The following is a 14,373-nucleotide window of genomic DNA, read 5'->3' as shown; positions in this document are numbered from 1 at the left end:
TTAACTATTTTGAAAATCTTTAAGTAATTAGCTATTACATATTTATGGGGAAAATTCAATATGGCCTGCTGTTGAGCATTGGTCTTTTTTATAGTATTCTGCACAAAAACTTGATGGCTAATAAAATTGACACTGTTAAGAAATAACCAACCAATTGCAAGCTCATTATTGTATTATGAAGCATACTAAACACATCCACTTTTTAATTGTTTTTTTCCTTATCATTAGTTCTGCCATCGCTTTGAATAAAACCATGGCGACTAAAAACATCGGAACTTATGCAGCACCACCAGATGTGAGTTTTGTTTTTAACAATAACAATGTCTGTTCTGGTCAAAGTGTATCCTTTAATTCTACAGTAACTGGAGATGGCCCGTTTCAATATGCATGGAATTTTGGTGATGGAGGCACTTCTACGCAAGCCAATCCAAATCATGCCTTTCAAGCTTTTGGGTGTGGAAGCCAAAATTTTAATGTATCACTTACCGTAACAGATGACAATGGAGAGGTAAGCACAACTTCCGAAACCATAACAATAAAACGAAGACCCTCTATTGATTTTATAGATCCTGATGCTAATTTTGGAACACCTTTTGAAAATTGTAATGCTACCGCTGTGGATTATGCGATGACAGTTGAGTTAGATCCAGCTTCAAGTAGCTGCGTGGCATCGTATTCGATAAATTGGGGCGATGGAAATTCAGAAAGTAATATAACATTTCCTATTTCACATACCTACCAAGTGTTAGGCTCATTTAATATGGTAATTAGTGCAACAGGGACTAATGGATGTGTGACCAATAAAGCATATCTGGTAAGAAACTCAAGTAATCCTACAGGAGGAATCATAACGCCTGGAAGCACAGTAGATTTATGTTTGCCCGTAAATCCATTGCAATTTGAAATTAGTACTTGGGGAGAAAATCCACCTGATACATTATATGATATTGATTTTGGTGATGGTACAACATTTATTTTAACTCAAGACGATTTAGAATCTTCAATATATTACAATAGCGCAAATCCGGCTGCATCAGACAATTTTCCTATTCCACACACTTATACGGAATCTAATTGTCCAAACTTTAGTTATACCATTCTTTTAGATATTATAACATCATGTGGAACGTCTAATTTAACGGCAGGTCCTATTACGGTTTATAAAAAACCAGATGTGAGCTTTGATATCGATCCAAGTGCGTGTATAAATGTAAATGTTCCAATTACGAACACATCTACAAGCGGATTCAATATTAACTGTACAACAGATGCCAACTGGTTTTGGGATATGGGAGATGGGACGACGTATACGGTTTTTGAACCAGTACACACCTATACAACATCAGGAACTTTTACCATTTCATTATATGCTGAGAATTATTGCGGTGAAACAGATCCAGTCACCCAACAAATATGTATCGAAGGACCGCTAAACCCTGTTTTCTCCACAGATGTAGATGAGGGCTGTTCGCCATTATCCGTTACGACGACAAACGCTACAGATGAATCTGTCAGTTGTATAGTACCAACTTATCTATGGGAAGTCATCTACACCTCTGAATTCTGTGGGACGTCTGAAACTTGGAGTTTTACAAATGGTACGGACGAAAACTCAAAGAATCCTTCTTTCCAATTTGACACCGCAGGAACATACGAACTTATCATGACCGCTACAAATTCATGTGGCGACTTTTCAACCTCTCAATTTATAGAAGTAAAACAACCACCAACCGTAACATTAGATCCTATTGAAGATGCCTGCGGTTCGCTTACGTTTAATCCAGTTGCCGTTGTGGATACCTGTTCACCTGCTTCAGATACCGTAACCTATAGTTGGTCGTTTCCTGGAGGTTCGCCGGCCACTTCAGATCAATTGGATCCTGGAATCATAGCATACACCACTGTCGGAGATTATACCATCACCTTCAGTGTAACCAATAACTGCGGAACAACTACGGAAACAGAAATGTTTTCTATTAACAATTCTCCTACCATTACAAATACGGATACGTCCCAAACCATTTGTTCAGGGGCATCCACAACAGCTATCAATTTGACTTCAGATGATGCCAGCACCACATTTAGTTGGGTATCTAATGCGCCTGCAGGACTTACAGGTTATGCACCAAACGGAACGTCAAACACCATTCCGGCGCGAACCATAATTAATACGACAACGAATCAAATTACCTTAGCATATACAGTGACACCAGAGATTGATGGATGTGAAGGCATGCCAGTCGATTTTCTTATTATTGTAGAACCTGCGCCTTTGATAACTATGCAACCGATATCAGATGGTGTTTGCCAAAATGGGACCACAGCTGATTTATCAGTGGCTTACCAAGGCACTGGAACTCCGGTATATCAATGGTATGAAAACTCGGTTAACGATACCACATCCGGAACGGCGATTGTGGGAGCAATGTCTGCAACATTCTCACCACCAACAGATACAGTGGGCATCACTTATTATTATGTGATTATAACGTTTTCTTCAGGTGGTTGTAATCAGATTTTATCTGATACCGCAGAAATTGAAGTTGCCAATGCGCCACAAATTGACACGCAGCCATTAGCTGCACAATCGATTTGTGAGGGAGGAAGTTCAGAAGACCTATCTGTTAGCGTTTCTGGAGGATCAGGAACGGCTTCATACCAATGGTTTAGTAATGCCACAAATAGTAATTCTGGAGGTACACTAATTTCGGGAGCTACAGCTTCAACTTATACACCTCCTGCATTCAATACTGTCGGGACCTTTTATTATTATGTTGAAATTTCTTTTGTTTCCAATGGCTGTTCAGCACTTGTAAGTGACGTTTCAGAAATTGAGGTGGTTGATGACCCAGTGGTAACTACACAACCCTTAGATTTTCAAAGTTTATGTCAGAATTCAACGGTTCAGGATTTAGAAGTTATAATTGCAGATGGGTTAGGTACGCTATCTTACCAATGGTATGCAAATACGTCAAATAATACAACCTCTGGAACGTTGATTGCTGGAGCGATTTCAAGTACCTATACGCCTCCAGGAACTACCGTCGGAACACTTTATTATTACTGTATCATTACACAAGATGTTTCAGGTTGTGAAGTTACAAGTGCCATTGCTGAGGTTGAGATTAGCGCTGGTGCTCAATTTAGCGCACAACCTATTTCAGATGAATTATGTTTGGGAGAAACTACGGTTGCATTGAATGTAGCTTATACTAACGGTACAGGAACAGCGGCATACCAGTGGTATCTGAATCCTGCAAATGATACCACAACCGGAACGCCTATTGCAGGCGCAACATCAGATACGTATAATCCTGAGGTCAATGTGACAGGAACTTTATATTATTATGCGATTATTACCTTTAGTTCTGGCGGTTGTACCGAAATAATATCCAATACAGCAGAAATCATAGTCAATGAAACGCCGATTATTGAGGATTCAGCAGCGTTGATTTGTAGTGGAAATACCTTCGAATTTGTACCAGATACAACTAATACGGGTGATATTGTGCCTTTAAATACGTTATACACATGGACGACTCCAGTAGTGAGTCCTGCAGGAAGCATTACAGGCGCAACTGAACAGTTGACACCAATAGCTACGGTGTCTCAATTTTTAGAGAATACAACTACGAGTCCAGCGACGGTAACGTATACGGTAACGCCAATCTCAGGAAACTGTCCAGGGTTGGATTTTGAAGTGGTGGTAACGGTTAACCCTTCCATTTCTGTAACGTCTTCTGTCACCCAGAATTTATGTTATCAAGTCAATACGGCATCCATAGACATCAGTATTGTTGGTGGCGTGCCTTTTACAACAGGAAATGCTTATAACATCACTTGGTCAGGACCTAATGGTTTCATGAGTAATGACGAAGATATTTTTAATCTTGAAGCTGGTGAATACACCTTAAATATTGAAGACGATGGTGGTTGTCCATATTCAGAAAATATAACCATTACCGAACCTGATGAGCTTGTATTCAGTAGCGTGGATTTTAACCCTGAAACCATTTCTTGTTTTCAAGCAGATGATGGGGAAATAGGAATTGATATTGCTGGAGGAACACCTCCTTATGTCTATAATTGGACTTTAGATGGCGTACCATTTTCGACGGATGAAGATTTAGCGGATTTAGGACCCGGAATCTATACAATCGTAGTAACTGATGCTAATAATTGCGGCCCTATACAAATCAGTTTCGGCATTCAAGAGCCAGACGAATTGGAAGTTACGCTAGATACTAAAACTGATGTCCTTTGTTTTGGCGATGCCACAGGACTAATAAATGTAAATGTCATAGGCGGCCGAACCGCTTATAGTTTTGCTTGGACTGGACCAAATAGTTTTTCAAGTAATAATCAGAATATTGATACCTTAATTGCAGGGATTTATAACCTTACCGTTACCGATAATTCGGGCTGTACAGATACTTTAGAAGTGGAAATCCTGCAAAATGACGAAATCGAAATAGATCTTAGTGTGAACCAAATTTTTTGTTATGGAGATAATGATGGCTCCATAACAATTAATTCAATTTCGGGAGGTGTGGCGCCTTATACGATAGGCTGGAGCAATTTAGGCACTGGAAATAGTCAGACGAATTTATCGGGTGGGACTTATACAATAACCATAACAGATGCTGAAAATTGTGAACGGCAGTTTCCAGTGATTATTGATGAACCTCCTGTATTTTTAATCGACCCTGAAATCACACAAATGTCTTGTGCAGGCGAAAATGATGCGAGTATCACCTTGAATTTTGTCGGTGGCATTGATCCTGTAACACTTGTTTGGGACGATGATGCTACAGCAGGTACAGAACGAAATAATTTAGCGCCAGGAACATATACCGTAACCATAACGGATGGTGTGCCTTGCGTTATTCAAGAAAGTTTTACCATTAACAATGTCTTACCATTAGCGGTTTCTGCAACCATTACCAATGCTTTGGATTGTGAAGACACCAATAGTGGAGCGATTAATTTGCTAATACAAGGAGGCACGCCTCCTTTTGATGTGGTTTGGTCCAATGGAGCGCTTACGGAAGATTTAATCGATATTCCACCAAACACCTATATCGCCACGGTTACGGATGCCAATGGTTGTATGATTGAAGGCAGTTGGGAAGTAACCCGTTTTGAACCTTTGGTTTTAAATGTTGAAGAGCAAGTGGATGTGAATTGTGATACCAAAACTATTGAGCAGACTTTTGTAGCCATTGCAAGTGGCGGTGTGCCACCATTCCAATATAATTGGTCCAACGGAACCGTAAGCGGTCTTAATAATGAATTTATGACCACTGACGAAAATGGTTTAGTGGTTTTAGATGTGACCGACAGTTTTGGTTGTTCAACAAATTATACCTTTAATGTAGAATTAACCATTTTAGGCGATGCCGATTTTGAAACGACGTCCTTCGGCTATTTAAACTATGGTGTATATGCGATTCAAGATCCTATTGAATTCATCAATGCGGCAACAGGAAATTACGAAACCATCCTTTGGGACTTTGGCGATGGCAGTTTTTCAGGAGAAGAAAATCCATTTCATACCTATTTTACACCTGGCAGCTATGTCGTAAAGCAAACGGTCACGTATCCTTATGGTTGTGTGTACGAAAGGACAATAACACTCATCATTGAGGAAGGTTATAAATTGGTAATGCCAGATGCATTTACACCGAATGAAGATGGTATCAATGATTTCTTCGGACCTGTTTCCATTGGCCTTAGTAATTTGGAAATGAATGTGTACGACACTTGGGGAAGCCTCATTTATAATGAAACTGGAGATGCCATTAGAGGTTGGGACGGCAAAGTAAAGGATGAAGAAGCTGAAAACGGTAATTACTATTACACATTTACGGCCAAGACCTTCTACGGAAACGATGTTAAAAAACAAGGCGCTTTTGTATTTATCAAATAAAACCAACATGACAATCAGAACACAGATCACAATTATTATAGCGGTTTTATTAGGGTTGAATGCTAAGGCCCAAGATCCTATATTTACGCAATCGAACTATATACAAGAAACGATAAATCCTGGGTTTTCAGGCTTTGAGGATAATGACAGAATCAGTGCCGGCATCCTAACACGTACGCAATGGCCCAATTTAGATTTAAGGGTGAGTACACAATATTTCTATATCAATAAATCCTACGAAAACAGAAACAGTTCAGGTTCAGGGATAGGATTTAGTGCGCTCTGGCAAAATGAATCTTTCAGCAATTATAATTTTTATCAGGCGAATGTCAATTACATGCATCGTGTGAATCTTAATGGCGGATGGTTTTTTAGACCAGCACTTGAGGTGGGCTTTGGCTTTAAGGATATCGGCTTTAAAAGTTTAACGCTTGCCGATCAAATTAATATTAATACAGGCGTTATTGCACCAGTATCTGTAGATCCCTTTAGTGGCAATACCGAAAATGTATTCTTTTTTGATGTGTCGTCAGGATTTGTGTTTGAAAAACAAGGTTACAATGGTGACACTTATTGGTTTGGAATTTCCGCCAAACACCTCAACCGACCGAATATTTCCTTCTTAAGGGATCAAAATGTACCATTGGATATATTCTATTCCATTCATGCTAATTACCGTTTTCCGTTCATGATTGATTATAATATGATGATGACGTTCAACTACATGCAGCAAGGCCAGTATAATCGTTTGGATGTGGGTACGCTGTTTCAGGTGAATCAGTTTTTATTGGGTGTTACTGCGGCTACAAATCCAGCTCGAAATGATAATAACAGTCATTTGGTCACCTCACTAAATGGTTTTCTAGGCTTGGAATACACCAATTTTAGATTCGGCTTATCCTACGATGCCAATATTTCAAAAATCGGAAATACCAATGGCGTGTATGAGTTCTCACTAACCTATATGTCGCGCTGTAGAAGCTGCCCAACGAATCGTAATCGAAAGCGGTAAAAAGAAGTGGGTGAGAGGTGAGAGGGGAGACTGAGTATTGAAAACTGAATTCAAAATAATACATTACGACCTACACTTTACACTTTATGCTGATGATGTAAGACTGAAGACAGATGGAAGACGGAAGACTGATCACTGCATACTGAACACCGAACAGTGAAGACTGTATGTCCCTAGTATAGGTTGACCACTTTAAACAAAGTGTAAACTTATGAAAGCAAACATTAAACTATTAAAAAAGAAACGAATTTATTCTGAAGAATTTAAACGACAAATCGTAAAAGATTTTGAATCTGGTCAATTTAGCGTGCCTCAATTGGAAAAATTACACAACATAAGCAATACATCAATTTACAGTTGGATCCATAAATTTTCTACCTTTAACGAAAAAGGTTCAAGAGTTGTAGAGATGAAAAACAGTAGTGCCCAAAAGATGAAAGAACAACAAGCCCGAATAAAAGAGCTTGAAGCCATAGTTGGGCGTAAACAGATAAAGATAGATTATTTGGAGAAGCTAATTGATATTGCAGAAGACGATTTAAGTATAGATATCAAAAAAAATTCCAACACTCCGCAATCAACTGGTTCAGAACACATAAAGAAACACTAAGTTTTAGTATGAACCAGCTTTATAAAACCATAGGCATCAGTAAACAAGCCGTTAACCAGTATGCAAAGCGGCAAGCGGTTTTCGATAGTCGAGTGTCTCAATTAATATTAGAGGCAGATGATCTTCGGGAGGATCATCCTGGTTGTGGAGTAGAAAAGATGTACAATATATTAGATCCGGATTTTATAGGTCGAGACCGTTTTATAGAAACCATGATGGGTCTTGGTTACAGAATTAAAAAGAAAAGGAATTATAAACGCACAACAATAGCAGGTAAAAAGTTTTATCCCAACCTAATAAAAGGTCTAAGGGTAAACGCACCAAACGTGGTATGGCAATCGGACATAACCTATCTGCCGCTCAACGGAAAACACTATTACGCTGTGTTTATAATAGATGTTTATACAAAAAAGATTGTTGGGTTTATCGTATCTGATAACATGAGAGCGCAAGCGAATGTAGAAGCACTTAAAATGGCAATCAAGGAAAATAATGCACCCGAGATCCATAACTCGGACAGGGGAAGCCAATACACTTACAGTAAATACATAGACTTACTGGTAAGCAATGGCACTAAGATAAGTATGTCTTTAAGTGGACTGGACAATGCATATGCAGAACGAATCAATAGAACTATAAAAGAAGAATATTTAGATTATTGGAAACCAGAAACCTTCTTTCAATTAAAAAAATGTGTAGCAAAAGCAGTTAAGAATTATAATGAAAAAAGAACACATAAAAGTTTACCAAAAATGAGCCCAGACAATTTTGAGAAATATTGGTCAACCTTAAAACCAAAAAATAGACCCATAATGACTATTTTTAACAATGAAGTAAATAACTAAAAAACGGTCAACTCTATTCAGGGAAGTACAGACTGAGAACTACCCCAAATCCCAAACCAAAGGCAAAACAAAATAAACAATTAGCGTAACCAGGATTATCGAAATCACATTCATCCAAATCCCTTTCTTCACCATATCTTCTATTTTCAAATAGCCTGAACCAAATACCACAGCATTAGGCGGTGTAGCTACCGGAAGCATAAAGGCGCAAGAAGCAGCTAAGGTGGCACTGACCAATAATATATAAGGGTGAATATTGAGCACTGCAGCTAAGGCCACCAACACTGGTAAAAGCATGGCCGTCGTTGCCATGTTGGAGGTTATTTCGGTTAAAAAGTTTACGGAAACAATCAATACCAATAGTAATATAAAAACGGAAACGCCAATCAAAGAGGTTAATTGATTGCCAAGCCAGGCCGCTAATCCACTAGTCTCAAAACCGGTGGCTAATGCCATACCACCACCAAATAACAATAGTATGCCCCAAGGTAACTTTACAGCATCTGACCATGATATCAGTGCATCGGTTTTTTTACGGTTTGGAATTAAAAATAATACCAAGGACGCCATTATCGCAATAATAGTATCATCAATGGCAGGTAACCATTTAGAGAGTATAAACGATCTACCAATCCACGCGATAACAGCGCTAATAAATACCACTAACACCGCTTTCTCTTCATAAGCCATTTTGCCTAAAGCATTGAGTTGTTTTTCAATTTCTTTTCGGCCTCCAGGAAACTCTTTTTGTTCAAACTTAAAAGCAAATCGGGTTAAGTAAAACCAACATATGAATAACAGCACTATACTGATGGGAAACCCAAACATAAACCATTGTGAAAAAGTGATTTCGGTATTATAGGTGCTTTCCACCACACCAGCCAAAACTAAATTTGGAGGTGTTCCAATAAGGGTGGCCATACCTCCAATGGAAGCACTATAGGCAATAGCCAACATCAATGCTTTTCCGAAGATTAGATTTTCATTGGCCTTGGTATTGGGATTATCCTGAAGTTGCAATACAATAGCAATACCTACAGGCAAAATCATAACAGCCGTAGCCGTGTTGGAAATCCACATGGATAACAAAGCAGTGGCAATCATAAAGCCGAGGATAATTCGGCTTACATTGGTGCCCACCAGTTTAATGATATTTAAGGCGATGCGTTTGTGCAAGTTCCATTTTTCAATGTCGATGGCGAGTATAAAACCGCCGAGAAATAGAAAGATATATTTGTGCCCATAAGACGCCGTAGTTTCACCTATGGAAATACCACCAGATAAAGGGAATAAAACAATAGGCAGTAAAGCCGTGACTGATATGGAAATAGCCTCGGTAATCCACCAAACAGCAATCCAGGCGGTTGATGCTAAAATGGCATTGGCCGCATCATTCAAACCTTCAGGATGAAAAAATACTTTAATGCCAATAAATAAAAGTGGGCCTAAAAAGAGGCCTATGATTTGTTTGGTTGTTTTCATTAAGTTTTTTAAACGAAAGGTTAGTGTTATTATATAGTAATCTTTTTCCTATTTATTATGGATTCTCATTTTCAAGTATATTTCTCCCTCAAGATATTGTATTAACTCGACATATCAATTTAAGAGCTTAGGTGAAATCTGTAATTTTTCTTACTTTTCAAGCTTAAGTCTCTGGAAATACAGGTATAAAATGTTAATAACTTTTTAAATTTAATTCTAATAATTATTGTTAGTTCTGTTTTTTTGTAATCCCAAAACTACTAAAAATGAAACTATTTTACCTTACAGCATTTGCTGTGGCTTTTTGTTATGTTACAAAAGCACAAGACTCCTCTCGTACGATGCATATCAGTGCAGGTACTTCAGTAATCGTGTCATCAGACACCAAACTTTCAGCATCAGAAGTCAACCTTAAATCTACATCAGACCGCTTTGCATGCTTGTTTCTAAACGACGATTTAGAGGCTTCTATCGTTGTGAATTATGATCGTTATGTTAACCAAATAGGTTCGTCAAGCCAATATGGAAACGATCTTATTTCTTTACCCGTAAAGACCACAGCGGACGTTACGTTTGCTGATTTTTTAGAGTATACTGATGGTACAAACGCCAATTCAGCTATTATTCCAAATGCACCATCTATCCCAACGCTATTTGCTTTTGGACCTTATAATAACACAAACCAATCCTACACCAATTATAATACAGCGACAGATGGTGGTGTTATACTTGAGAGAGCCGTAGGTTACAGAGCTGGAAGTTATAGTGGACAGACCGTGAGATTTACGGGTACAGTATCTACGGTATCAGAAACTGTTGACATATCTACAAATAATAACCGATGGAACTCCGTAGGTAATCCCTACCCAACCTATATAGATTCGCAAGCTTTTCTATCTGCAAATGCTGCCGTCTTAGACCCTAACGCACAAGCTATATATGCTTATAATAGTGGCACGAATACCGATACAGGTGCTGGAACCTTTGGTAATTTTACCATTATTAATGCACTTACTAATACAGACATCAATATTGCGCCAGGTCAGGGCTTCTTAGTCGCAAATGATCCTGTGGAACCAACAAACCAAATAAGCTTTACTACAGCTATGAGAAGTTTTGATGGAACGGATGATTTTATATTAGGTAGAAGCGCCAATCAAAATCAAATGTTACGCCTTCAAGTTGAAAATGGTACCGAAAATTTTGCAACAGAAATTTACTTTAATGCGAATTCAACTGCAGGTTTAGATCCTGGATACGATGCCATGCTTTACGGAGGTGGTAATAATTTGATGGTTTATTCTCATTTGGTTGACAATAACCAAGGCAATAATATGGCTATTCAAAGTCTAGGACTTCATACACAAAACGATGTTAGTATTCCTCTAGGACTAAAAACAGCGCAAGGACAGCAAATTACATTCAGTATTGAAGCCTCTACCTTGCCAAATGAGGTTGACGTTTATTTAGAAGATGCCCAAACCAATACCTTTACCTTATTGAATGCTAATAGCTATTCATTTACCGCAAACAACGCTATTTCTGGTACTGGACGCTTTTTCCTGAGATTTGAAAACACGTCGCTATCAATTTCAGACTTAAAAAGCGAAAACTTACAAATCTTTGCAAGCCAGCAGACCCTTTTTATCAACGGACTACTTCTAGCAGATACGGACGTCTCGGTTTACGATATTCAAGGACGTTTAGTGCTTTCTTCCGTTTTAAAAGAAGCATCGGACAAAAACACCATAGATACGGCGAGTTTAAGCCAAGGCATTTACGTCGTTAAGTTAAATAATAAAGTACAACAGCAATCCAAAAAAGTGATTATTAACTAAGTTGTAATTCACGGTTTTAGTCACTTTAGATATCGCAAAAGACACGCCATATTAGGAAAGATTACTAAAACTGTGGTCGAACACTGCAAATAAAAACAGAACTAAGCCTGTTGGTTTTAAGACCACTTTCAATCGATACTTCATTATGAATACGTACTCAAAACAATAATAAAAACGATCATTCAAGATGATCACCATTCATTTACCCCAAATATATATTAAACTCACACCCCTAATTTTATGAGACATTTTAAAACCTTACTTTTTAGTTTATTACTTACCATTACCGGATTAGCTACTGCACAAGTAGGAATCGGTACAGATCAACCAGATGCGTCGTCGCTTTTGGATTTAAATTCGAACTCTAAAGGTTTGTTAGCACCGCGCATGACTACCTTAGAACGCGAAGCCATTATTAGTCCTGCAGAAAGCCTATTGGTTTTTGACACGGACGTAGAGGCGTTTTATTATTATAATTCCACCACTAGCACTTGGGTAGAATTAGCAAATAGCAACGCCGTTAAAAGAAATAATTACAAACTTATCAAATCTGCCGACGATTTAGGTCCAGAATTAACTGCAGGAGGCGGAACGAGTTATCAACTGGACGAAAACACCTATTATGAAATCAATGGGACTATTACCTTATCGGCGCCTATTGATTTAAACAACGCCTATATTTCGGGCCTAGATGCTTTTGAAGATGTACTTTCAGCAACTGGTGTTGTTTTTGAAGGCAGTACAGGTGGAAGTGTTAGAAATTTGACTTTAAAAGGCACTAAGGCATTTGAAATTACAGGTCCAGGTTTGGCAACGTCTGCAACGCTTATAGTTCAAAATGTATTAATCGATGGAATGACTTCAAGTGTAGGAAGCGTTTCAGGATTGGGATTATTTTTTGGTAATATCATTCAATTCATAAATAATACGAATGGAATAACCTATTCTGACATTGGCAATTTGTTATTGAATAATCAAGCATGGTTAAGCAGTAACAATGGCACTTTCGAAACCTTCTCTGGTAACTTCGGGTTAATAGAAAAAGTTAGTGGTTTTAGTAGGGTAAATGGATCCGATATAGCTATAGATGTCAGCAGTGGCAGTCTTAACGTTGGGACTGGTATTTTGCAGGGAACCGTATTTACAGGAACGACAACAGCACCTTCAGGATATATCAAAGGCTATACCACAGGGGCTTATCTCGATTATAATTTTAATAATGATTGGTCTGTAAGTGCACCTGGTATCCCAAGGGAAAATGATGACGCCAGCTCTGGTAACTTATACTATGATGAGGATAATGGTGCTCCTATAGTTAACATTACCAATGCAACACCTTTTAAACTTCCTGTATATACAGAGGCGATTAGACTTTTTAGAATGGCAGAAGGTACAGGCGCAAATAGTGATAACCGTATTGTATATGAAGGTGAAACAAGACGATCTCTAAATATTTTTGCAACAATCTCTTTCACAGCGACTGCTGACACTCGATTAGGATTCTCTATCTATAAAAACGGTGCTAAAGTGACAGGAACAGAAACTATAGTCGATGTGATTCAAACCAACGCTAGACAATCGGCTTCAATTATTGGAACCGTTAATGTGGAGAAGAATGATTATATAGAAATCTATGTAAGAAAAACATCTTTGAGTGATGAACAATTTTTAGTGACTTCTTACAATTTAATAGTGAACTAAATACTTTGCTAAATCTAATTAAAAGCCTTCGGTATGAACTATCGAAGGCTTTTTTGTGTTTTCTTGCAAGGACAATCCAAAGGTAATGCACTCATAAACCCGAAACGGACTTTAGAACCATTGAACAGCCGGTTTCTGGATGTTTTGGGTTTTCTTTAATTCAAAAACAACCCATTTCAATACCAAAATTTAGCCATTCACATCATTCCATCAAAAAAACGGAGCTCTTGCTGTAATTTAGTGGATGTAAAATAAAACAAACCAGTGGTTTACAATTAAAAAAACATTCATTAATCTAAAATTCATCAATCATGAAAACTCTAATCATTTTTTTATTTGTCGTTGCAACGACGACATTCAGTCAGGCACAGGAAGTCACACGTTTGGGAGAAGTCAAAGTCGGCTTTGCACCAATCAACACAGAAATCATTAAAACACCAAATGGCTTCACATTCGTCATCGATAAGGTGCGTTCTATTGAGTTCACGAGCAATCCCATTGGTTTTATGTATGACAATTTTGATATTGAAAATTTCATTGCGGCATTAGACAATGATCGCTATAGCAATTATGAAGTGTCATTGGAATGCAGCCGTGGTTCAATGGTCGCCTTTTTTGACACAAAGGGCAATTTGATGTCCACACATCAAAATTTTAAAGATGTGTTATTGCCATTGGCCCAACGACGCGAAGTTTACAAAAACTATAAAGGTTGGACCATGACGAAGAACAAGTATCGTGCAAAAACCAAAGGAAAGGTCATTACTGACGAAACCTTTAAAATCACTTTGCAAAAAGGCGACCGCAAGCAACGCATTAAAATCGCCGGTAACAATCAAGGAATTAGTCTGGCGAGCAATTGAAAAACGAACAGTTTTAAAGGCAAGCTAAAAGGTCATCAAAATACTACATTTTGATGACCTCTTTGTCAGAATAGGCACAACCCAGTATGGCGA

At 38.2% G+C, this 14,373-nt stretch carries 8 protein-coding genes; 7 read left to right on the top strand and 1 reads right to left on the bottom strand.

Annotation, left to right across the window (positions count from 1 at the left end; genetic code table 11):
- Positions 1–253: 253 nt before the first annotated feature.
- From HM990_RS11330 to HM990_RS11315, 4 genes are all read left to right on the top strand, one after another.
- Positions 254–5,929, top strand: a complete 5,676-nt coding sequence (locus tag HM990_RS11330) for a PKD domain-containing protein (RefSeq protein ID WP_178989045.1) — start codon at positions 254–256, stop codon at positions 5,927–5,929.
- Between the two features lie 7 nt (positions 5,930–5,936).
- Positions 5,937–6,941, top strand: a complete 1,005-nt coding sequence (locus HM990_RS11325; RefSeq protein WP_178989044.1) for a PorP/SprF family type IX secretion system membrane protein — start codon at positions 5,937–5,939, stop codon at positions 6,939–6,941.
- A gap of 211 nt (positions 6,942–7,152) precedes the next feature.
- Positions 7,153–7,551 carry a transposase gene (locus HM990_RS11320; protein WP_178987625.1) on the top strand — a complete coding sequence of 133 codons (399 nt, stop codon included), beginning with the start codon at positions 7,153–7,155 and terminating at the stop codon, positions 7,549–7,551.
- Between the two features lie 8 nt (positions 7,552–7,559).
- Positions 7,560–8,396: an IS3 family transposase gene (locus HM990_RS11315; protein WP_178987626.1), complete on the top strand. Its 837-nt coding sequence runs from the start codon at positions 7,560–7,562 to the stop codon at positions 8,394–8,396.
- A 39-nt stretch (positions 8,397–8,435) separates the two neighbouring features.
- On the opposite strand, the gene HM990_RS11310 is transcribed toward HM990_RS11315, so the two are convergent.
- Positions 8,436–9,878 carry an SLC13 family permease gene (locus HM990_RS11310; RefSeq protein WP_178989043.1) on the bottom strand — a complete coding sequence of 481 codons (1,443 nt, stop codon included), beginning with the start codon at positions 9,876–9,878 and terminating at the stop codon, positions 8,436–8,438.
- Positions 9,879–10,144: 266 nt separating this feature from the next.
- Here HM990_RS11310 and HM990_RS11305 point away from each other — a divergent pair, with 266 nt between their 5' ends.
- From HM990_RS11305 to HM990_RS11295, 3 genes are all read left to right on the top strand, one after another.
- Positions 10,145–11,716: a T9SS type A sorting domain-containing protein gene (locus HM990_RS11305; protein ID WP_178989042.1), complete on the top strand. Its 1,572-nt coding sequence runs from the start codon at positions 10,145–10,147 to the stop codon at positions 11,714–11,716.
- 240 nt (positions 11,717–11,956) lie between these two features.
- Positions 11,957–13,417, top strand: coding sequence for a hypothetical protein (locus tag HM990_RS11300; protein WP_178989041.1), 1,461 nt, complete (start codon positions 11,957–11,959; stop codon positions 13,415–13,417).
- 311 nt (positions 13,418–13,728) lie between these two features.
- Entirely contained in the window at positions 13,729–14,280 is a 552-nt protein-coding gene (locus HM990_RS11295) for a hypothetical protein (protein ID WP_178989040.1), read from the top strand.
- Positions 14,281–14,373: the final 93 nt, after the last annotated feature.

The organism is Winogradskyella schleiferi (assembly GCF_013394655.1).
GTDB lineage: Bacteria > Bacteroidota > Bacteroidia > Flavobacteriales > Flavobacteriaceae > Winogradskyella > Winogradskyella schleiferi.
Note: the sequence above shows the minus strand (reverse complement) of the source record. Positions and strands in the feature narration are given on the sequence as shown.